Source organism: Pseudomonas gingeri (assembly GCF_013386115.1).
Classification (GTDB): domain Bacteria; phylum Pseudomonadota; class Gammaproteobacteria; order Pseudomonadales; family Pseudomonadaceae; genus Aquipseudomonas; species Aquipseudomonas gingeri.
Map to the genome: position 1 here is coordinate 350,258 of NZ_JACAOR010000013.1, position 21,842 is coordinate 372,099.

Below are 21,842 nucleotides of genomic sequence, written 5' to 3' on the forward strand. Positions count from 1 at the left end.
GATGTCTGACGCGCTCTGGGCGGCCCGACTGGGAGACGGGCTGGAACACACCTCGGTGATGGCCGACATCCTCGGCGGCGTGCTGGAGGTGGCGGCCAACGTCGCCATCGGCGCACTGGCGACGGCGGCGGTGGTCGCGGCGACCGGCATCACGGTGGCCACCGGCGGCCTGGGCGCCTGCCTGCTGGGAGCGGTGGTCGGGGTGATCGTCGGCGTGGTCATGAGCAAGACCGGCGCCGACAAGGGCCTGAGCAGTATGTGCGAGGGCATCGGCAATGCGTTGTTCCCGCCCACGGTACAGGCGACGATCCTGACCGGCTCCACCAACACCCTGACCAACTCCATTCCCGCCGCGCGGGCAGCCGGCACGGCCCCTCCCCCGGCCCCGGCCGGCGGCGCGCCCCACAGCGAGAGCGCCGCCCCCGCCGAGGAAGAAGCACCGGCCGGGGAAGGCCCCGGTTTCCTCGATATGGCCAAGGGTTTCTTCTCGCAGATGTGGCGCCCCACCGTCGCCACCCCGGGCCCCGGCACGGAGCCCAAGCCGCTGGATCTGGTCACCTGCATGAAGCATCCGCCGATGCCACCGCAGTTTCTCGCCGAAGGTTCGGAGAAAGTCAGCATCAACGGCCAGCCGGCCATACGCAGCGGCGACCGCAGCACCTGCGATGCCAAGGTGGTAGCGTCCGGCATGGTGTCCTCGAACGTGACCATCGGCGGCGGCTCGGTGGTGGTGCGCGAGATCCGCAGCGGCAAGACGCCGGGCATCGGTCTGGCGATCACCGTGCTGATGATGCTCAAGGGCGGCAAGGGGAAGTTCATCAGCAATCTGCCGTGCATGTTGCTGTCGGGGCTCAACTCGTTCGTCGTCAGCCAGGCCACCGGGGCGTTGACCCAGGCCATCGCCGGCTCACCCAACCCGGTCCACGCCGCTACCGGTGCCAAGATACTGGGTGGCGAGGAAGAACTGGATTTCGCCCTGCCCGGCATCCTGCCCATCGACTGGCAACGGTTCTACAACAGCCGCGATGAGCGTAATGACAGCCTGCTGGGTGCCGGCTGGAGCGTGCCCTATGAAATCAGCGTACGCATCGAGCCACATCCCGAAGGCGGCGAGCGCCTGGTTTATACCGACGAGCAGGCCCGCCGCATCGACATGGGCTCGATCCCCCTGGGCGGCGCGGTATTCAGTGCCGGCGAAAGCCTGGCCGTGCGCCGTAACGGCAACGGGCAATTGCTGATCGAGAGCGATGACGGGCTGTATCGGCTGTTCGAACCGACCCTCGCGGATCCATCGTTGCTGCGCCTGAGCCAGTTGGGCGACCGCAACGACAACCGCATCTATCTCGACTACAGCGAGGCGGGCGCGCTGATCCGCTTGCGCGACACCTTCGACCAGGTCCAGGTGGAGCTGATCTACAGCGCCCGCTGGCCACGACGTGTTAGCCAGATCGAACGCCTCTATCCGGACCAGATACGTGAAATGCTGGTCAGTTACGAGTACGACCACAATGGCGACCTGGCTGAAGTTCGCGACGCACTCGGCCAGGTGCAGCGACGCTTCGCCTATGACGAAAACCGGCGGATGGTCGAACATCAACTGCCCACCGGATTGCGTTGTTTCTATCAGTGGGCGCTGGTCGACCACCGCGAATGGCGGGTGATCCGCCATTGGACCGACGAGGGTGACGAGTACCTGTTCGACTACGATCTGGACAACGGCATCACGCGCGTCACCGATGGCTTGCGGCGCATTAGTACCCGCCACTGGAACCCGCAGCACCAGATCACCGGATACACCGACAACCTGGGACAGACCTGGCAATTCGAATGGAACGACGAACGTCAGTTGCTCGGTGCCACCGATCCCCAGGGCGGGCAATATCAGTACAGCTATGACGAAGCCGGCAATCTCAGCGGCACCGTCGATCCGCTGGGGCGCAGCGAGTCGACCCTGTGGCTGGAACACTGGGCATTGCCACTGGTGGAAACCGATAGCGCCGGCAACAGCTGGCAGTACCAGTACGACCCGCGCGGCAACTGCACCCACGAAATCGACCCACTGGGACAGGTCACCCGCTACCGCTACGACAATCGCGGCCAGGCGGTGGAAATCATCGATGCCAGCGGCAAGAGCAAGACCCTGCAATGGAACGATCTCGGGCAACTGACCGAGCATGTCGACTGCTCCGGCTATGCGACCCGCTTCGGCTACGACCGACGCGGCTATCTGCACGTGGTCATCGACGCCCTCGGCGAACGAATGACCTACCAGCACGACGCACAAGGTCACCTGTTGCAGAGCACGTTGCCGGACGGTCGCGTCGAACAGTACCTGCGCGATAGCAGCGGACAGCTGACCGGCCATGTCGATCCGGCCGGACACACCACCGCTTATCAGTACGACCGGCGCGGCCAGGTCCGCCAGCGCATCGACGCATTGGGTCGGCAGGTGCAGTTCGGGTATGACGCCTATGGCCGCTTGCAGGCGCTGACCAACGAGAATGGTGAGAGCTATCGCTTTCTCTGGGATGCCAATGATCGCCTGATCGAGCAGCAGGACCTCGACGGCAGTGGCCGGCGTTATGCCTATGACGCACTGGATAACGCGACCCGTATCGAATACGTCCCGGCGCCCTTTGGCAATGGCCTGGCCGTGGTTCCCAGCGCACCGGTCAAGCCCATTGTCCATCAGTTGGAGCGCGACGCGGTCGGACGGCTGGTCGCCAAGATCACCGATGACGGGCACACCGAATATACCTACGACCCCGTCGACCAGCTGACCGCCGTGGTGTTCAGCGACAAGGAGGGCAACGAGCACAAGCTCGGTTTCGCCTACGATGCCCTCGGCCAGTTACTGGAAGAACTGAGCACGGCGGGCAGCCTGCGGCATCACTATGACGAGTTGGGCAACCTGGTCCAGACGCAGTTGCCCGACGGACGCTGGGTCAATCGCCTGTACTACGGCAGCGGCCACCTGCACCAGCTCAACCTCGACGGCCAGGTGATCAGCGACTTCGAACGCGACCGCCTGCATCGCGAAGTGCTGCGTACCCAGGGCCAGATCAGCACCCGCAGCGACTACGACCGCAGCGGTCGGCTGCGTTCCCGGATGCGCCGACCCGCCGGCCCGCCCACGGCAATGCCGGCACCGGCCCAGAAGCATTTCGACTACGACCCCGCCGACAACCTGATCGGTCGCCTCGATCAACAGCCACGGGGCGACCACCGCCAGCTCCTGCACTACGACGCCACCGGGCGCATCCTCGCCAGCCAGGACAACATCCAGGGCCAGAGCGAGACCTTCGCCTACGACGCCGCCGCCAACCTGCTCGACGGCCCGCAACAAGGCACGGGGCTGGTGGTGCACAACAAGCTGCTGACCTACCAGGACAAGCGCTACCGCTACGACGCCTTCGGGCGGATGATCGAAAAGCGCAGTGGCAGCCGGCTCGTGCAACGCTTTGCCTATGACGCCGAACATCGCCTGATCGAAGTACACAACCAGAATGGCGTACGCGAAACCGTTGTGCGCATGACCTATGACCCGCTGGGCCGGCGTATCGGCAAGAGCGAGCACGACAGCAATGGCTATCCGTTGGGCGAGACACGTTTTACCTGGGATGGCCTGCGCCTGTTGCAGGAGCATCGCAATAGCCAGACCAGCCTGTACCTGTATGCCGATAACGGTTATGAACCGCTGGCCCGAGTCGATGGCCTGGGGGCGCAGCAAAAGGTGCGCCATTACCACAACGACCTCAACGGGCTGCCGGAACAACTGACGGAAAACGACGGGCAGACGGTATGGCAGGCACGCTACAAGGTCTGGGGCAACACCCTGGAGGAAGTGCGCGAGCCGTACTATATCGAGGAACAGAACCTGCGCTTCCAGGGCCAGTACCTGGACCGGGAGATCGGGCTGCACTACAACACCTTCCGGTTCTATGATCCGGATGTGGGGCGGTTTACTACGCCGGATCCGATTGGGTTGATCGGCGGTTTCAATCTTTACCAGTATGCTCCGAACCCACTGACCTGGTCAGATCCTCTGGGATGGGCGCCCTGGGCGAATGGAAAGTTCGATGAGTGGTTCAACACCGCATCGGTCAAAGATATCAGCAGCAACAAGGAGTCGGTAAGCGCAGCCCTGCGCGGGGCCGGTGGAAAACATGAGATGTTCCCCGTGTCGCTTGCGGCCAAGGCCAAGGAGCTGGGCTTTACCGCTCAAGAGTTGAAAAAATACGTGGTCGACACCGACAGGATTACCTTTACTAACGTTACGGACTCAAAAGGCAGACCCGTACCGGATGGTGGCCATCACGGCAGCCGTGCCGGCAGGCACTTCCACAACAAATTGATTGCCGAGCTGGAAACGGCCACGAGCAAACGGCAGGCCAAAGTGATTATCGCCAGGAATCATAGAAACCATATGAAACTGAGTAGGTGCTTATAAATGTCAAATGAAAACAACAATGTCCATGTCTGGATAGGCAGCAACTTTTCGCCGGAAGCGGAGTACATGGCGTACTTCAAGCTGGATTATTCTGTTGAAGGTGACTTTGACGATCCAAACTACAAACTCTGCGGTTTCTGCAAAGACATCGGCACCCGTTGGTATGACGAAGACTTCATTGGCATCATCCCACGCTGTGACAGCGAAGTTTCGCTGGATGAGATCCTGGTCGAAGCTGCCGTCGATCAAGACGATCTACCTCTGGTAAAAGCTCGCTGCGATGCCCTGGGAATCAGGAAAGCCAATGCCATCTTCTGGTACCAGGATGCAGATCTGGTCCTCAAGCAACCCATCAAGGACAGCTATAACGGCTTGAAATACATTGGTCTGTTCCAGGGTGATTAAAGCAACCCGCCATAAGCTGCTGGCTTTGTCGCTATGCGTGATATGCGCGCCCGCAAGCGCGGCAACCTGGCAGATCTGCCGCATGGAGCTAAGCATCACCGAGGTAGTGAAACAACCGTACCCGCAGCTACAGGCCCGAATCCTGGCAGTAAGCCCGAAATCGGCTACGACGGAATGCCCGGAGCAAGGCACGAGCATCACCTTCACCCCGGAGACGAGCGACTATCAGGCCACGCTGCCACGCAAACGGTGGCCCGGCAAAGGCCAGTCGGTACGTGTCGACTACCGGTATCTGGATGGTATCTGCAAGGGCGATGGCCAGGAGTATGCGTGCCGTATCAGGCACTATCCGGTAGTGGGCCGATAGCTCGGGCAAGCTGCCCACCAGGATGGGGCGGGCTGGAATCGGTGCTGCCGACAGATACCTGAACGACTCCGCAACCGTGGTCTATCCTTCAACCGTCACCAGGATCGTCAACAGGGGAGATGGCGAATGGATGCACGAGAAAGAGCGTTGATGCGGGCCAGCGTGGCGCTGGGGTTGCTGGTCAGCACGTTGAAGAAGCATGACCTTGGCGCCCCGCTGTCCCTGGATGATCCCTTGCTCAGGAGCATGCTCGCCCAGCTTCAGGAAAACCTGCGCGAAGCCGAGGCCAACCACGCGGTGTCCAGCGCCATGGCCCCGCTGAACAAGGCTTTCGCCCAGGGCACGCTGCTCAATGCCAGCAACGTCGGCACCCTGCTCAATCACCTGAAGAAGGTCGACGCCCTGCTCAAGGATGCCGGCCATTCCGCGCCGGCCATGAGCGCCTAGCGCAGGCTCAGGCGTTCGCCGGAACGAAGTCCGGACCACCCAGCTTGTCCCGCACCATCAGCGCCGAGCGCATCAACGGGGTCCACATGCCATCCGGGCTGTTCCAGGCCGCGCCCGCCCAGCGGGTATCGGCCACCAGGTCGGCCTTGCGGCTTTCCAGTTGCCGCCTGAGCGCCACGGCGACGCTGCCCAGGTCGACATCGAACAGATCGCCATAGGGCCCCTGCGGCTGCTTGCGTTGCTTGTCCTGGCAGAAGCGGTAGTACCAGACCCAGTCATGGGCGATATAGATCGCCCGGTTGCGGTCCGGATAGGTCGCCAGGATCGTCAGCAACGCGGCCACGAAGCGGGTCGCGAAGCTCGCATCATGGGTCTGGCGCCAGTACGGCAGGATCAACTGGTCGAAGGCCGCCACCACATTCTGTGGCTCATCGTTGTCGACCTTGGCCTCGAGGAAGTAGAACGGCTCGCCCACCAGGAACTTGTCCAGTTCGTCATTGGCCAGTGCCAGCAGCAGCACGTTGTCTTGCGGGTTGCTCATTGGATTCTCACTACATCGTGGGTCGACATCAGGGCGTCGACGTCATTACCGTGGAAGATCGGCACATTATCCAGCACCGCCTCCTGCCTGCCACCGGGATGGGTCAGGCCGCCCGGGCGCCACAGCGAGTTGGCGCCGCCTTCGTTGCCGCTGGGCATCACCACCTTGGGGTTGTCCAGGCTCACCATGTAGATGTCCTTGCCCACCAGCGATCCCGGATCGTAGCCCAATGCCGTCTCCAGCACCGAGACGTCACCGGTCTTCTTGTACTCGGCCACCACGGCGTTGAGATCGGACTTGGCCATGACGAACTTGTTCGGGTTGAACGAAGTGTACTTGGGGTTGGCGATGTCGTCGGGGGTGAACAGGAAGCCGCCGCCCTCGTCGGCGAACACCTTGAGGTGCTTGTCGACGTAAGCGCCATCGAGATAGTCGCTCGCCGGCGGCCGGCTGCCCTTGGGCAGCGCCATGATATCGGCCTCGGTCATGCCCGTTTTGTAGACCGCCGCGCGCGGCTCGGGCGTCTTGCCGATCCGCGCCATCTTCGGTCCCAGGCCCAACAGCGCCATGCCCGCGACACCCTGCAACAGGTCGCGGTAACCCGGCCCCAGGCGATCGCCCAGGTCACCCAGCAAGGCCATGCCGCCCATCATCGCCCCGCCGATCACCACGAAACCGGCAAAGGCCGCGGCGCCGGCCATCGCCGCCAGCACCGCCGCCGCGCCCAGGGCCACCAGGCCAAGGGCTTCGAGACCGGTGTGCAACCAGCTTTCCAGATCGAGGACAAACGCCACGGCAATCGTCGGCCCGCCGATAAAGGTATTCGGGCTGCCGCTCTTGATATGCGCCCCGCAGACCATCTTGCTCTGCAGCCGCGCCGCCGGCTTGCCGTTGATATAGACCGAGGCACTGCCTTCGGCGATCAGCACCGGAAACGGCCAGGTCGAATGGTTCATCGGCAGCCCAGAGCAGGTGGCTGACACATCGATCCCGGCGCGCATCGCGTTGCGGGTATTGATGTAGACGTTCAGGCTGCCCATGATCAACGCCCCGGTCGTCGGCTCGGGCAGGTTGAAGATAGTGTTCAGGCCCTTGATGATCTGGAACATCGACAGGCCGCCCGCCGCGATCGAACCGGCCATGATCGCCAGCGCCGCACCGCCGGTGGCCACGGTGGCGGCCACCACCGCGGCGCCGATCAGGGCACCGGCCACCGCGCCCGCGACCATCGCGGCCACGCCAAAACCGTGGGCTATCTCGTCGCCGAGGCGGGCAGCGGCCAATACATCCATGGCGTTATCGTCGTCCCGGAAGGCTGGTCAGGCGGTCTGTGGCTGGAGCTTGAGACTCTGCATCGCCGCCTTCCACGCCGGCTCATGGTACACGAGGTCGTCCGGCGTGGTGGTCAGGGTGGTGATCAGCACCACGGGTTTGCGGTCGATAAAGACCTGGCGCAGCATCAGCTCGCGGCCCTCGCGTTGCCAGCTGTAATCGAGCAGCGCGGCGGCATGCTCATGCAGCACGAAGTCCCAGCGCTTGACCAGGTTGAAGCCCGGCAACTGCTGCTCGGCACTTTTCAACTGGGCAGCGACATAGTCGGCGAACACCGCATCGCCCCGGCTCGGATCACGACTGATGACAAAACTGGCTTCCCTGGCACCGCCCACGGCGGGCAGCTTGAAGATATTGATGCTCTGATCCTGCCAGGTATCGGGGATCTCGAGATCGGCTTCCTGAAGACGGTATGCGGTCATGGTACGGGGCGCTTTCCATGCAGATGAGTGACGCGATGGGCCGCAAATCTTCAAGCAATAACTGGTAACAATCAAGGTGCGCCGACCAGGCGTTCACCGGGTCATGACGCCGCTCTCATTTTTGCCGGCAGATCGAAGCCGCGGGCAATAAAAATGGGCACCCGATCCCATCGGTGTGCCCATTTTCCTGTAGCGCTCCCCTTGCTCCGGGAGTCCAGCCTGGTGCTTACGGGTTGACGCTATCTTTGAGCGACTTGCCCGGTTTGAAGGCAACGGTATTGCTGGCCTTGATTTTCACCGGCTCGCCGGTTTGCGGGTTCTTGCCGGTGCGGGCACCGCGATGACGCTGCAGGAAAGTGCCGAAACCCACCAGGGTGACGCTGTCTTTGCGGTGCAGCGCGCCGGTGATTTCTTCGAGAACGGCGTTGAGAACGCGGTTGGCCTGTTCTTTGGTGAGATCCGCTTTTTCAGCGATTGCAGCGGCGAGTTCTGGTTTACGCATAAGTGAAGCCTCTTTGACGGTTTTTTGTTGTTATGTCCGTGCTGTTCTTCCGGAACAGCGCCCAAGGCGCCGCAGGCTCTACTCTGCGGCAGACGGGAGTGAGGATGGCACGGCGCCGGGCCCCGCGCCAGTCTGCCAGCGACCTTTAGCAGGGCAAAAGCAGGGTGTTTGCGACAGAACGCCCGCTATTTACGCCAGCAGCGGTGGGAGTTCTTTGTTGAGGGCCAGTTTTTCCATGACCGCACCGCCGGTCAGGGCGTAGCCGAGCAGGCGACCACTGGCATCGCGGCACAATGCCTTGATGTCCGCACCCTGCCCTTCGACGGTCCACACACCCTCCATTCCCCGTGGTGGTGGCGAAACGACCAGCGGGCAGACCGGTGTCTTCACCGTGACGGGCATGGCGCCATAGGTCACCGCGGTGGCGTTGCCGGCCAGGGTCTGGGCCAGGGCGCGGGCACAGCTCATCAGCGGCATGACGTACAGCAGGTTCAGGCCGTCGACCTCGGCACAGTCGCCCAGTGCATAGATATTGGCGTGGGAGGTTTTCAGCTGGCGGTCCACCACTACCCCACGGTTGACCTGCAAGCCCGCCGCCGCGGCCAGGTCGATGCGCGGGCGCAGGCCGATGGCCGAGACCACCACGTCGCAAACCAGGGTTTCACCGTCGGACAGGTGCGCTTCCAGGTGATCGCCGGCACGTTGCAGGCGGGTCAGCACCGGACCGAGGTGGAAACGTGCGCCGATGCCCTCCAGGCCGGCCTGCACCGCTGCCGCCGCCGCTGGATGCAGCAGGGTCGGCATGACCTGTTCGCACGGGGCCACCAGGTCGACTTCGTAGCCGCCGAGGATCAGGTCGTTGGCGAATTCACAGCCGATCAGCCCGGCGCCCAGCAGCAGCACGCGCTTTTTACCGGCGGCGGCGGCACGAAACCGGGCGTAGTCTTCCAGGTCGTTGATCGGGAAGATCGCCTCGGGGGCGTCGCCTTCCACCGGCACCCGCACGGTTTCCGCGCCCCAGGCGAGGATCAGGTCGCGGTAGTTCACCGCCTCTTCGCCGATCCACAGGCGCTTGTGGCCCGGATCGATGCCACTGATGCGGGTGTGGGTGCGGATCTCGGCCTTGAGCTGCTCGGCCATGGCGCCGGGTTCGGCCATGCTCAGTCCGTCGGCTTCCTTGTTCTTGCCGAAGCCGGTGGACAGCATGGGCTTGGAGTAGGAACGCCCGTCATCGGCGGTGATCAGCAACAGCGGGGTTTCGCCGTCGAGCTTGCGAAACTCCCGGGCCAGGTTGTAGCCGGCCAGTCCGGTGCCGACGATCACGACAGGTGCACTCATTCCTTTCTCCAGGTCCATTGAGAGGTGTTTAAAAATTGATCAATCAGGCGATTTCGATCATCTCGAAATCCATCTTGCCGACGCCACAGTCCGGGCACAGCCAGTCTTCCGGAACATCCTGCCAGAGAGTGCCGGGTGCGATGCCGTCATCCGGCCAACCCTCGGCCTCGTTGTAGATCAGGCCGCAGACCACACATTGCCACTTCTTCATTTCGCTACCTTCATTTCAATGCTTCCTCGGTTCCCAGGCGTTTTACGGCGCGGACGATCGATGGATGCAGCGTTGCCGTCCGGCTCAGGGCGTTTTGTACTGATCGAAGCCGGCAGATGCAAGCACGATCGCTAGCAGTGGCCGCCCAAGCGCTCTAATTGGCCGGACACCCTGTGATAAGCTCGCCGCCTCACTGGCTGCCAATCAACTGCCCATCGTGCCGTACAAAGCCCCATTCCCGGCGTCTCCCACCTGGCTCCCACAGAGCCGGCTGGCGACCCCGCCCGATGCCCACACCCTCGACTGGCTGTTCGACGAGGGCTCGCTGACCCGCCGTCTGACCGGACTTTCCGACAATGCCTTCAGTGTCACGCCGCTGTTCGAAGGCTGGCAACCGCTGCGCGACGACGAGTGCGGTGCCCTGGACCTGCCCGCCGCCAGCCTCGGCTGGGTGCGCGAGGTGTATCTGCGCGGCCATGGCCAGCCCTGGGTGTTCGCCCGCAGCGTGGCGGCGCAGAGCGCCCTGCGGCAAGGCGGACTGAACATGGACGAGCTGGGCAGCCGCTCGCTGGGTGAATTGCTGTTCTGCGACCAGGCGTTCGAACGCCAGGCCATCGAGGTCTGTCGCTACCCGGCGCAGTGGTTGCCCACGGAATATCGCGTGGATGACCTCTGGGGCCGGCGCTCACGCTTCAATCGCGGCCCCTTGAGCCTGCTGGTGGCGGAAATCTTCCTGCCGAGCCTGTGGCAGGCCGTGAATGCCGACCGGGAGGCCTGCTGATGTACCTGAACCTGCTCAAGTCCATGAACCGCCTGCACCCGCGCGCCTGGGACTTCCTGCAACTGACGCGGATGGACAAGCCCATCGGCATCTACCTGCTGCTGTGGCCGACCCTCAGCGCGCTGTGGATTGCCGCCAAGGGCGCGCCATCGCTGAGCCACCTGCTGATCTTCACCTTCGGCGTGGTACTGACCCGGGCGGGCGGCTGCGCGATCAACGATTTCGCCGACCGCAAGGTCGACGGCCACGTCAAGCGCACCGAGCAGCGACCGCTGGCGGCGGGCCGGATCAGCGGCAAGGAAGCGGTGGCGGTGTTCGCCCTGCTGATGGGCATCAGTTTCCTGCTGGTGCTGTGCACCAACGCGACCACGGTCTGGCTGTCCTTCGGCGCGCTGGCCCTGGCGGCCTGCTACCCGTTCATGAAGCGCTACACCTATTACCCGCAGGTGGTGCTGGGGGCGGCGTATTCCTGGGGCATCCCGATGGCGTTCACCGCCCAGGACGGCAACCTGCCCATGGCGGCCTGGCTGCTGTATATCGCCAACCTGATGTGGACGGTGGCCTTCGACACCTATTACGCGATGACCGACCGCGAGGACGACCTGAAGATCGGGGTGAAATCCACCGCCATCCTGTTCGGCGACGCCGACCGAGTGATTATCCTGACCCTGCAGGGCCTGATGCTCGGCTGCCTGCTGCTGGCCGGCGCGCGCTTCGAGCTGGGCGGCTGGTTCCATGCCGGCCTGCTGGTGGCCGCGGCGTGTTTTGCCTGGGAGTTCTGGAGAACCCGCGACCGCGATCCGCAACGCTGCTTCCAGATGTTCCTGCACAACCACTGGGCCGGGTTGGCGATCTTTATCGGCGTGGTGCTGGATTACGCGCTGCGCTGACCGGCCGGGTCCGAAGGGACACAACCCGACCCGTGGGAGCCGGCTTGCCAGCGAAGACGATGCAAGCTACGCCACCGCTATCGCCAGCAAGCCGGCTCCTACAGGACGGTGTGTCACCGCCGAACATCGTCAAGCCCGGGACCTTGTGGGAGCTGGCTTGCCAGCGATGACGATGCAAGCTACGCCACCGCTATCGCCAGCAAGCCGGCTCCTACAGGGCGGTGTGTCACCGCCGAACATCGTCAAGCCCGGCTCCTACAGGAGACCGGGTCGGATCAGTGCTTGGCTACGTGCCACATGCCGCCTTTACCGTCGCCATTGATGTCGCCAGGCTTGGTGTCGTCCTTGTAGGTGTACATCGGCTTGCCATCATGCGCCCACTGCATCTTGTTGTCGGCGCGCTTGATCAGTGTCCACTTGCCTTCGGGCTTGGCGCCCTCCGCAGCGATCATCGGTGGCCAGTTCTCGGCACACTTGTCATTGCACATGGATTTGCCGCCGGCGTCCTTGTCAAAGGTGTACAGGGTCATGCCCTTGCCATCGACCATCTTGCCGTCTTTCATCATGGCCGGCTCGGCGGCGAACCCCAGGGTCGGCAGCGTCAATGCCGCCGTTACCATCAGGGCTTTCAGTGAAAACGAAGAATGAGTCATCAGAACCTTCCTTTTGTGGTTGTAGATTCGAACTCCCAGCGTAGCCCATGGAAATGACAATCGTCGGCCTCGCGGAAAAGCTGTCACATGACTGCAATAATTTCGTTATCTAATGCGGCGCAAGACAGTTAAATGACAAGAGGATTAAGGGATATGGTTGGCAGGAGCATTCTGATCGTCGACGACGAAGCCCCGATTCGGGAGATGATCGCTGTCGCCCTGGAAATGGCCGGCTATGACTGCCTGGAAGCCGAAAACTCCCAGCAGGCCCATGCGATCATCGTCGACCGCAAACCTGACCTGATCCTGCTCGACTGGATGCTGCCCGGCACCTCGGGTATCGAACTGGCCCGGCGCCTCAAGCGCGACGAACTGACCGGCGATATCCCGATCATCATGCTCACCGCCAAGGGTGAGGAAGACAACAAGATCCAGGGTCTTGAAGTCGGCGCCGATGACTACATCACCAAGCCCTTTTCCCCCCGCGAGCTGGTCGCCCGCCTGAAGGCCGTGCTGCGCCGCGCCGGTCCGACCGACGGTGAAGCGCCGATCGAAGTCGGTGGCCTGCTGCTCGACCCCATCAGCCATCGCGTGACCATCGACGGCAAGCCCGCGGAAATGGGCCCCACCGAATACCGTCTGTTGCAGTTCTTCATGACCCACCAGGAACGCGCCTACACCCGCGGGCAGTTGCTGGACCAGGTCTGGGGCGGCAACGTCTATGTCGAAGAGCGTACCGTTGATGTGCATATCCGCCGTCTGCGCAAAGCCCTCGGCGATGCCTACGAGAATCTGGTACAAACGGTGCGCGGCACCGGCTATCGGTTTTCCACCAAGGGCTGAGCCGCTTTTCGCGCAATGATTGCTGACAAGGACGCATGTTGAAGTGAATCAAAACTGGCATGGCACCCTGATCCGCCATCTGTTGTTGCTGGTGACCGCCTGCCTGCTGGTCGGCCTGATCAGCGGCTATTACGGCTGGGCGCTGGCTGCCGGCCTGGGGATTTACCTGGGCTGGACCCTCAAGCAGTTGCTGCGCCTGCACGAATGGCTGCGTCAGCACAAACCCGACGAAGCACCGCCGGACGGCTATGGCCTGTGGGGCGATGTATTCGACAGCATCTATCACCTGCAACGCCGCGACCAGCGCGTGCGCGGGCGCCTGCAAGCGGTGATCGACCGGGTCCAGGAGTCCACCGCCGCCCTCAAGGACGCGGTGATCATGCTCGACAGCGACGGCAACCTGGAATGGTGGAACCGCGCCGCGGAAACCCTGCTCGGCCTCAAGACCCCGCAGGACAGCGGCCAGCCGGTGACCAACCTGGTCCGCCACCCGCGCTTCAAGGAATATTTCGAGCAGGACAGCTACGCCGAGCCGCTGGAAATCCCGTCGCCGACCAACGACCGCATGCGCATCCAGCTGTACATCACCCGCTACGGCAATAACGAACACCTGATGCTGGTGCGCGACGTCACGCGCATCCACCAGCTGGAACAGATGCGCAAGGACTTCATCGCCAACGTTTCCCACGAACTGCGCACCCCGCTGACGGTGATCTGCGGTTACCTGGAAACCCTGCTGGATAACGTCGAGGAAGTGAACCCGCGCTGGGTCCGCGCGCTGCAGCAAATGCAGCAGCAGGGCGGGCGCATGCAGACCCTGCTCAATGACCTGCTGTTGCTGGCCAAGCTGGAAGCCACCGACTACCCGTCGGACAACCAGCCGGTGCGCATCGACACCCTGCTGCAGTCGATCCGCAACGATGCCCAGGCCCTCTCCGGGCAGCGCAACCAGACCATCACCCTAGAGGCCGACGACAGCGTCCGGCTCAAGGGCAGCGAGGCGGAATTGCGCAGCGCGTTCTCCAACCTGGTGTTCAACGCCGTCAAATACACCCCGGCCGAAGGCAATATCCGCATCCGCTGGTGGGGCGACGAACACGGTGCCCACCTCAGCGTGCAGGATTCGGGCATCGGCATCGACAACAAACACCTGCCGCGCCTGACCGAGCGCTTCTACCGCGTCGACTCCAGCCGCAACTCCAACACCGGCGGTACGGGCCTGGGCCTGGCCATCGTCAAGCACGTGCTGCTGCGCCATCGCGCCCGCCTGGAAATCAGCAGCGTACTGGGCCACGGCAGCACCTTCACCTGCCATTTCGTCCCCGCGCAAGTGACCCGCGCGCACAAAAACAACCTGTCCGCCTGAGCACCGATGGTGCCAGGCCACTAGGCAACGGGCCCATGTGCCGCTACATTGGATGACTTGTGCCTGCCCTTCAGGTACCGAAACACACCTCAAATTGAAATACGGAACCCGTAAAACTCCATCATGGACCCTTCCCCTAGTAGCTTGACCCTCGCCACGATATTCGCCGATTTCGGCATGATTCTCTTTGCTCTGATCCTGGTTCTGCTCAACGGCTTCTTCGTTGCGGCCGAATTCGCCATGGTCAAGCTGCGCTCGACCCGGGTCGAGGCCATCGCCCACAAGAACGGCTGGCGCGGACAGATCCTGCGCACCGTGCACAGCCAGCTGGACGCCTACCTGTCCGCCTGCCAGCTGGGTATCACCCTCGCCTCCCTGGGCCTCGGCTGGGTCGGTGAGCCGGCCTTCGCCCACCTGCTGGAGCCGGTGCTCGGCGCCGTCGGCGTAAACTCTCCCGAAGTGATCAAGGGCGTGTCGTTCTTCACCGCGTTCTTCATCATTTCCTACCTGCACATCGTGGTCGGCGAGCTGGCCCCGAAATCCTGGGCAATCCGCAAGCCGGAACTGCTCTCGCTGTGGACCGCGGTACCGCTGTACCTGTTCTACTGGGCGATGTACCCGGCCATCTACCTGCTCAACGCCAGCGCCAACGCCATCCTGCGGATCGCCGGCCAGGGTGAGCCCGGCCCCCATCACGAACACCACTACAGCCGCGAAGAACTGAAGCTGATCCTGCACTCCAGCCGTGGCCAGGACCCGAGCGACCAGGGTATGCGCGTGCTGGCCTCGGCCGTGGAAATGGGCGAGCTGGAAGTGGTCGACTGGGCCAACTCCCGGGAAGACCTGGTGACCCTGGACTGCAACGCGCCGCTCAAGGAAATCCTCGCCCTGTTCCGTCGCCACAAGTTCAGCCGTTATCCGGTGTACGACGCCGAACGCAACGTGTTCGTCGGCCTGTTGCACATCAAGGACCTGCTGCTGGAACTGGCGGCCCTGGACCACATTCCCGAGTCGTTCAACCTGGCCGAGCTGACCCGCCCGCTGGAGCGCGTGTCCAAGCACATGCCGCTGTCGCGCCTGCTGGAACAGTTCCGCCAGGGCGGCTCGCACTTCGCCCTGGTGGAGGAAGCCGACAGCAAGGTGATCGGCTACCTGACCATGGAAGACGTGCTGGAAGTCCTGGTGGGCGATATCCAGGACGAACACCGCAAGGCCGAGCGCGGCATCCTCGCCTACCAGCCGGGCAAGCTGCTGGTGCGGGGTGACACGCCGCTGTTCAAGGTCGAACGCCTGCTGGGCATCGATCTGGACCATATCGAAGCCGAAACCCTCGCCGGGCTGATCTACGAAACCCTGAAACGGGTGCCGGAAGAGGAAGAAGTGATGGAAGTCGAGGGCCTGCGCATCATCATCAAGAAGATGAAGGGCCCGAAGATCATCCTGGCCAAAGTGCTCAAGCTCGACTGATACCCGCGGTCCTTGTAGGAGCCGGCTTGCTGGCGATAGCGATCCAGCAGCCGACGTGCCTACCGACTGACACACCGCAATCGCCGGCAAGCCGGCTCCTGCAGCGGCTGTGTATTCAAGTCGGCGGTGTCACTGCCCGCCTACCGCGAAGTTCGGCAAGGCTTCCACCGGCTGGTTGAACTGGTACGGAATCGATACCAGCCCCAGCCCGGTATTGCGCTGCACCACGAAATGCAGGTGCGGCCCGGTGCTGTTGCCGGTATTGCCCGACAGCCCCAACGGGCTACCCACCGCCACGTGCTGGCCTTCGCGCACGCTGACCGAACCTTGCTTGAGGTGCAGATAGACGCCCATGGTGCCGTCGTCGTGCAGCACCCGAACGAAGTTGCCGGAAGGGTCCGAGCCACGCCCGGACTGGGCATTCTCGGTCTTGACCACCACCCCGCCGCGCGCCGCGATGATCGGCGTGCCCACCGGCATGGCGATGTCCATCGCATAGCGGCTCTTGGCGCCGAAGTGGCTGTAGGGACCGTTCGGACCCTGGGTCAGGCGAAACGGCCCGCCGCGCCACGGCAACGGGTAACGATAGCCCTGGGCCTGCCCCGAGGGATCGCCGAGGGAATAGCGGAACTTGGGGGTATACAGGAACGGCTGCCCGGGGCGGGTCGCGGTGAGCAGCGCCAAGCGCTGGCTGCTGCGGGCCGGCAACACCTTGCGGATCGGCTGCAGCGGCGCGCCGCTGACGTTCTTCAGCGCGCCGAAACCCAGCTCGATCTCCACCGGCGCATACAGGTCGTTGCGCACATAGACGCTGTCGCCCCCTTTCTGCTTGCGGATATCCAGGTGCACCTGGCGTTCCAGGTGCTCGACCATCCGATCGCGGAACACAAACACCTGCGCACCGGGCGCCGGACGATCGCTGTACGAGACCACGCCATTGGCGTCCACGTACTTGTAGATCGTCATGGCCGCAGCCGAGGTGGCGACCATCAACAGGCCGCAGGAAAACAGCAAGCGCAGCAGCATAAGCGGAAATCGCCGAATCGAACGTGAGCGCCAGCCTAGCAGGTGGAGATGGAGCTTGTGTTAATCACGCAGGCATCGGCGACTGTCGGAAAGCAGCGACCAGGGGGACGGACAACGCGGCGCATCAGGCGCACCGCGTTATCAGGCAAGGCCTCAGGCCCCGGGTACGAAGTGCTTCTGGGCGGTGCCGCGGGCGATCAGGCGGGAGATGTAGTCGAGCTTCTGGGCATCCTGGTCGATAAACCGGAAGGTCAGTTGCAGCCAGTCGCTGTCCGGCTTCGGTTCGTGGGCAACGATCGCGTGCAGGTAGCCGTTCAGGCGGGCGATCTCGGCGTTGTCGCCCTGCTCCAGGTCGAGCACGGCGCTTTCGAGCACTTGCGGCAGAACCTCGCTACGGCGCACCACCAGCAAGGCTTCCTTGATGCTCAGCGCCTTGATCACGCATTGCTGGGTGCCGCTGGACAGGCGCAACTGGCCCTGGCCGCGACCACCGGTGGCCGCACTGGCTGCCGGCGCCGCAGCGGGGCGTACCGGCGGGCTGTTGAGCAAACCCTTGCTCGGGGCCGGGGCAGGCGCGGCAGCGGCCGCAGGCGCCACCACAGCGGCCTTGCCGCCGGTCAGCGCACTGAGGGAGTCGTTGGCAAAGGCCGAGTTGGCCTTGGTCGGGGCACTGTTCATCAGGGCATCGAGCTTGCCGACCTTGTGCAGCGCCTGCTTGACCTTGGTCAGCAACTGCTCGTTGGTGAAGGGCTTGCTGACGTAGCCGGACACACCGGCCTGGATCGCCTGCACCACGTTCTCTTTATCGCCACGGCTGGTGACCATCACGAACGGCATGGTCTTGAGGTTGTCCTGGGCACGGCACCAGGTCAGCAGTTCCAGACCGGACATCTCGGGCATTTCCCAATCGCACAGCACCAGGTCGAACGCTTCGCGCGCCAGCAGCGCCTGGGCCTTGCGACCGTTGACGGCGTCTTCGATCCGGATGCCCGGGAAGTAGTTGCGCAGGCACTTTTTCACCAGATCGCGGATGAACGATGCGTCATCCACCACCAACACACTGACTTTACTCATTGACCATTCCTCTAAAAATCCCGGCCAGCATACTGGCTAATGGCTATTTGCCCAAAACTGATGAGTCACGCCGGGACTTTATCGTTCGCGGGTGCGCGTAAAATTCATGCGCCACAAACAAAAACGCCCGACCTAAGGCCGGGCGTTTCTCTCGGGCAATCTTACTTATCGTCAGCTTCGCCGGGAACATTAGCGGTTTCGGACAAGGTACCCTCAACTTCCTGGCGCATGCGCTTGAGGCCCATGTGCCGCACGTCGGTGCCGCGAACCAGGTAGATCACCAGTTCGGAAATATTGCGCGCGTGGTCGCCGATCCGCTCCAGCGAGCGCAGCACCCAGATAATGCTCAGGACCCGCGAGATAGAGCGCGGGTCTTCCATCATGTAGGTTGCCAGCTCACGCAGGGCGGTCTTGTATTCACGGTCGATGATCTTGTCGTACTGCGCCACGGACAACGCCAGCTCGGCGTCGAAGCGGGCGAAGGCGTCCAGTGCGTCGCGCACCATGTTGCGCACCTGGTCGCCGATATGCCGGACCTCGACATAACCACGCGGCGCCTCGCCTTCCTCGCACAGCTGGATGGCGCGCCGGGCGATCTTGGTCGCTTCGTCGCCGATGCGCTCGAGGTCGATCACCGACTTGGAGATGCTGATGATCAGCCGCAGATCGGACGCCGCCGGCTGGCGACGCGCGAGGATGCGCAGGCATTCCTCGTCGATATTGCGTTCCATCTGGTTGATCTGGTCATCGATCTCGCGCACTTGCTGGGCCAGGCCCGAATCGGCCTCGATCAGCGCGGTGACCGCGTCGTTGACCTGCTTTTCCACCAGCCCGCCCATGGCCAGCAGGTGGCTGCGTACTTCTTCCAGCTCCGCATTGAACTGCGCGGAGATATGGTGGGTAAGACCGTCTTTATCAATCATCGGGATTCGCTCCGCGAAACAGGCAGCTTTCAGGCTGCACGTTTCAAGCAGTTATGGGTTGATCTGAACTCGCTCGGCTTCCATTGCGCCGCTTCTTGGCCCGCGGCTCGCCACTGCTCCTAGCCATAACGACCGGTGATGTAGTCTTCGGTCTGCTTCTTCGCCGGATTGGTGAACAGGGTATCGGTGTCGCCAAATTCAACCAGCTTGCCCATGTACATGAACGCGGTGTAGTCGGAAACCCGAGCCGCCTGCTGCATGTTGTGGGTCACGATGACAATGGTGAACTTGGATTTCAATTCGTAGATCAGTTCTTCGACCTTGAGGGTCGAGATCGGATCGAGCGCCGAGCACGGTTCGTCGAGCAGCAGGACTTCCGGCTCCACGGCGATGGTCCGGGCGATGACCAGGCGCTGCTGCTGGCCACCGGACAGGCCGAGTGCCGAATCGTGCAGGCGGTCCTTCACTTCATCCCACAGGGCCGCGCCCTTGAGCGCCCATTCCACGGCCTCGTCGAGGATGCGCTTCTTGTTGATGCCCTGGATGCGCAGGCCATAGACCACGTTTTCATAGATGGTCTTGGGGAACGGGTTCGGCTTCTGGAACACCATGCCGACCTTGCGGCGCAGCTCGGCGACGTCCTCGCCCTTGCGGTAGATGTTGTTGCCGTAGAGGTTGATCTCGCCCTGTACGCGGCAGCCGTCGACCAGATCGTTCATCCGGTTGAAGGTGCGCAGCAGGGTCGACTTGCCGCAGCCGGACGGGCCGATGAAGGCGGTCACGCGCTGCTTGGGGATGTTCATGCTGACGTCGAACAACGCCTGCTTCTCGCCGTAGAACAGGCTCAGGCCGGGGACTTCGATGGCCACGGTTTCGCTTGCCAGGTCCAGGCTCTGTTTGCTGCGGCCCAGGGCGGACATGTTGATGCCGTGGGTATGGGTTTCATGCTGCATGGGTAAACTCCCTGCGCTGACAAATTCATTTCGGAACGCCGCTTCGCGGGCTCCCGGTCAATATCTGGCTGGACGCGGACTACTGTGGGAGCGGGCTTGCCCGCGAAGTTTCTGGCGACCGTGATGGCCCCTTCGCGGGCAAGCCCGCTCCCACAAGCTGCATGCCAACCTGTTAACTATCCAGCGCCTTGTACTTCTCGCGCAGGTGGTTGCGGATCCACACGGCCGACAGGTTCAGCGTGGCGATCACCAGCACCAGCAGCAACGCCGTGGCATACACCAGCGGACGCGCCGCCTCGACGTTCGGGCTCTGGAAGCCAACGTCGTAGATGTGGAAACCCAGGTGCATGATCTTCTGGTCCAGGTGCAGGTACGGATAGTTGCCATCCACCGGCAGCGACGGCGCCAGTTTCACCACACCCACCAGCATCAGCGGTGCCACCTCACCGGCGGCGCGGGCCACGGCGAGGATCATGCCGGTCATCATCGCCGGGCTGGCCATCGGCAGGACGATCTTCCACAGCGTCTCGGCCTTGGTCGCGCCCAGGGCCAGCGAACCTTCACGCACGGTGCGGGGAATCCGCGCCAGGCCTTCCTCCGTCGCCACGATCACCACCGGCACCGCCAGCAGCGCCAGGGTCAGCGAGGCCCAGAGCAGGCCCGGGGTACCGAAGGTCGGCGCCGGCAGGGCTTCGGGGAAGAACAGCCGGTCGAGCGAACCGCCCAGCACGTAGACGAAGAAGCCCAGGCCGAACACGCCGTAGACGATCGCCGGAACGCCCGCCAGGTTGTTCACGGCAATGCGGATCACCCGGGTCAGGGTGTTCTGCTTGGCGTATTCACGCAGGTAGACCGCCGCCAGTACGCCGAACGGTGTCACGATCATCGCCATGATGAGGGTCATCATCACGGTACCGAAGATCGCCGGGAAGATCCCGCCCTCGGTGTTGGCTTCACGCGGGTCGTCGCTGAGGAATTCCCAGACCTTGCTGAAGTAGAACCCCACCTTGGTCATGGTGCCCATGGCATTCGGCTGGTAGGCATGGACCACCTTGCCGATGCCGATCTCCAGTTCCCTGCCGTTACCATCGCGGGCCGTCAGGCTGTCGCGGTTGAACTGGCTGTGCAGGTCGCCGAGGCGGGCCTCGATGGCCTGGTAACGGGCATTGAGCTCGGCCTTCTCGGCATCCATGTCGGCCTGGGCAGTGGCGTCGAGCTTGCCTTCAAGCTCGAGCTTGCGGCCATGCAGGCGAATCCGCTCGAGGCCGGCGTTGATCGCGCCGATATCGGTTTTTTCCAGGCTCTTGAGCTGCTTGGCCAGGTCGTTCACACGGTCGATACGCGCCTGCAGCTCAGGCCAGGCGGCCTGCCCTTCGGCGATGATCTTGCCGTTTTCCTTGACGTTGACCAGGGTGCCGTAGAAGTTGCCCCACTCACGACGCTCGACGGTCATCAGATCCGCCGGCGTGCTCTGGTCGGTCAGCCACTCGCCGACGACCCAGGTGAAGTCGTTGCCGTTCAGGTCGCGGTTACCGACCTTGATCAGTTCCCGGGTCATGAACTCGGGCCCCTGATCCGGCACCGGCAGGCCGGCCGACTTGAGACGCGCACGCGGCACTTCTTCCTTCTGCACCACTTCGCCGACCACGACCTGGGCGGTCTGGCCCGGCACGCTGTACTGGGCGTGGACCACGTCCGCCGGCCAGAAGTGGCCCAGGCCACGAACCGCAATCACCGCCAGCAGGCCGATGGTCATGATGACCGCGATGGACACCGCACCACCGCTGATCCAGACGCCAGGGGCGCCGCTCTTGAACCAACTGTTCAGGGAGTTCTGTTTCACAGACTTCT

20 protein-coding genes are annotated in these 21,842 nt (G+C 63.2%); 8 read left to right on the plus strand and 12 right to left on the minus strand.

Annotation, left to right across the window (positions count from 1 at the left end):
* The first annotated feature begins 1 nt into the window (after position 1).
* The 3 genes from HX881_RS25710 (at position 2) to HX881_RS25720 (ending at position 5,669) form a co-directional block, all read left to right on the plus strand.
* A complete protein-coding gene (locus HX881_RS25710) occupies positions 2-4,450 on the plus strand; it encodes an RHS repeat-associated core domain-containing protein (protein WP_246356581.1) in 4,449 nt (1,482 codons plus the stop codon).
* On the plus strand, positions 4,451-4,855 hold the full coding sequence (locus tag HX881_RS25715) for an immunity 22 family protein (protein WP_177087268.1): 405 nt from the start codon (positions 4,451-4,453) through the stop codon (positions 4,853-4,855).
* Positions 4,856-5,348: 493 nt separating this feature from the next.
* Positions 5,349-5,669, plus strand: a complete 321-nt coding sequence (locus HX881_RS25720) for a hypothetical protein (protein WP_246356582.1) — start codon at positions 5,349-5,351, stop codon at positions 5,667-5,669.
* Positions 5,670-5,676: 7 nt separating this feature from the next.
* Here HX881_RS25720 and HX881_RS25725 read toward each other — a convergent pair whose 3' ends face one another.
* The 6 genes from HX881_RS25725 to HX881_RS25750 form a co-directional block, all read right to left on the minus strand.
* On the minus strand, positions 5,677-6,210 hold the full coding sequence (locus tag HX881_RS25725; protein ID WP_017125588.1) for a hypothetical protein: 534 nt from the start codon (positions 6,208-6,210) through the stop codon (positions 5,677-5,679).
* The gene (locus tag HX881_RS25730) at positions 6,207-7,502 is read right to left on the minus strand and encodes a PAAR domain-containing protein (RefSeq protein ID WP_017125589.1); all 1,296 of its coding nucleotides are present in this window, start codon (positions 7,500-7,502) and stop codon (positions 6,207-6,209) included. The genes HX881_RS25725 and HX881_RS25730 overlap by 4 nt, the downstream gene beginning before the upstream one ends.
* 27 nt (positions 7,503-7,529) lie before the next feature.
* On the minus strand, positions 7,530-7,964 hold the full coding sequence (locus tag HX881_RS25735; RefSeq protein WP_017125590.1) for a DUF1795 domain-containing protein: 435 nt from the start codon (positions 7,962-7,964) through the stop codon (positions 7,530-7,532).
* Positions 7,965-8,190: 226 nt separating this feature from the next.
* Positions 8,191-8,466 carry an HU family DNA-binding protein gene (locus HX881_RS25740; protein WP_003213368.1) on the minus strand — a complete coding sequence of 92 codons (276 nt, stop codon included), beginning with the start codon at positions 8,464-8,466 and terminating at the stop codon, positions 8,191-8,193.
* Between the two features lie 189 nt (positions 8,467-8,655).
* Positions 8,656-9,804 carry an NAD(P)/FAD-dependent oxidoreductase gene (locus HX881_RS25745; protein ID WP_177087270.1) on the minus strand — a complete coding sequence of 383 codons (1,149 nt, stop codon included), beginning with the start codon at positions 9,802-9,804 and terminating at the stop codon, positions 8,656-8,658.
* Between the two features lie 43 nt (positions 9,805-9,847).
* Entirely contained in the window at positions 9,848-10,015 is a 168-nt protein-coding gene (locus HX881_RS25750) for a rubredoxin (RefSeq protein WP_017125592.1), read from the minus strand.
* Positions 10,016-10,232: 217 nt separating this feature from the next.
* Here HX881_RS25750 and HX881_RS25755 point away from each other — a divergent pair, with 217 nt between their 5' ends.
* Both HX881_RS25755 and ubiA read left to right on the plus strand, forming a co-directional pair.
* Positions 10,233-10,796 carry a chorismate lyase gene (locus HX881_RS25755; protein ID WP_177087272.1) on the plus strand — a complete coding sequence of 188 codons (564 nt, stop codon included), beginning with the start codon at positions 10,233-10,235 and terminating at the stop codon, positions 10,794-10,796.
* A complete protein-coding gene (ubiA, locus tag HX881_RS25760; protein ID WP_017125594.1) occupies positions 10,796-11,686 on the plus strand; it encodes a 4-hydroxybenzoate octaprenyltransferase in 891 nt (296 codons plus the stop codon). Before HX881_RS25755 ends, ubiA begins: the two co-directional genes overlap by 1 nt.
* A 275-nt stretch (positions 11,687-11,961) precedes the next feature.
* Here ubiA and HX881_RS25765 read toward each other — a convergent pair whose 3' ends face one another.
* On the minus strand, positions 11,962-12,339 hold the full coding sequence (locus HX881_RS25765; RefSeq protein ID WP_017124188.1) for a COG4315 family predicted lipoprotein: 378 nt from the start codon (positions 12,337-12,339) through the stop codon (positions 11,962-11,964).
* Between the two features lie 153 nt (positions 12,340-12,492).
* Here HX881_RS25765 and phoB point away from each other — a divergent pair, with 153 nt between their 5' ends.
* The 3 genes from phoB to HX881_RS25780 all read left to right on the plus strand — a co-directional run bounded on the left by phoB (position 12,493) and on the right by HX881_RS25780 (position 16,015).
* Positions 12,493-13,182 (plus strand): phosphate regulon transcriptional regulator PhoB, encoded by a 690-nt coding sequence (gene phoB, locus HX881_RS25770; RefSeq protein WP_003176964.1) that lies wholly within the window; start codon positions 12,493-12,495, stop codon positions 13,180-13,182.
* Positions 13,183-13,225: 43 nt separating this feature from the next.
* Complete coding sequence (phoR, locus tag HX881_RS25775) at positions 13,226-14,548, plus strand: phosphate regulon sensor histidine kinase PhoR (protein ID WP_017124187.1); 1,323 nt, start codon at positions 13,226-13,228, stop codon at positions 14,546-14,548.
* Positions 14,549-14,671: 123 nt separating this feature from the next.
* Positions 14,672-16,015 (plus strand): hemolysin family protein, encoded by a 1,344-nt coding sequence (locus tag HX881_RS25780; RefSeq protein WP_042934555.1) that lies wholly within the window; start codon positions 14,672-14,674, stop codon positions 16,013-16,015.
* Positions 16,016-16,144: 129 nt separating this feature from the next.
* On the opposite strand, the gene HX881_RS25785 is transcribed toward HX881_RS25780, so the two are convergent.
* From HX881_RS25785 to pstA, 5 genes are all read right to left on the minus strand, one after another.
* Entirely contained in the window at positions 16,145-17,041 is an 897-nt protein-coding gene (locus tag HX881_RS25785) for a peptidoglycan DD-metalloendopeptidase family protein (protein ID WP_017124185.1), read from the minus strand.
* A gap of 153 nt (positions 17,042-17,194) precedes the next feature.
* Complete coding sequence (locus HX881_RS25790) at positions 17,195-18,115, minus strand: response regulator (protein WP_017124184.1); 921 nt, start codon at positions 18,113-18,115, stop codon at positions 17,195-17,197.
* A 161-nt stretch (positions 18,116-18,276) separates the two neighbouring features.
* Complete coding sequence (gene phoU / locus HX881_RS25795) at positions 18,277-19,038, minus strand: phosphate signaling complex protein PhoU (protein WP_017124183.1); 762 nt, start codon at positions 19,036-19,038, stop codon at positions 18,277-18,279.
* A 119-nt stretch (positions 19,039-19,157) separates the two neighbouring features.
* Positions 19,158-19,991 carry a phosphate ABC transporter ATP-binding protein PstB gene (gene pstB, locus HX881_RS25800; RefSeq protein WP_017124182.1) on the minus strand — a complete coding sequence of 278 codons (834 nt, stop codon included), beginning with the start codon at positions 19,989-19,991 and terminating at the stop codon, positions 19,158-19,160.
* A gap of 172 nt (positions 19,992-20,163) precedes the next feature.
* Positions 20,164-21,834, minus strand: coding sequence for a phosphate ABC transporter permease PstA (gene pstA, locus HX881_RS25805; RefSeq protein WP_017124181.1), 1,671 nt, complete (start codon positions 21,832-21,834; stop codon positions 20,164-20,166).
* Positions 21,835-21,842 lie beyond the last annotated feature (8 nt).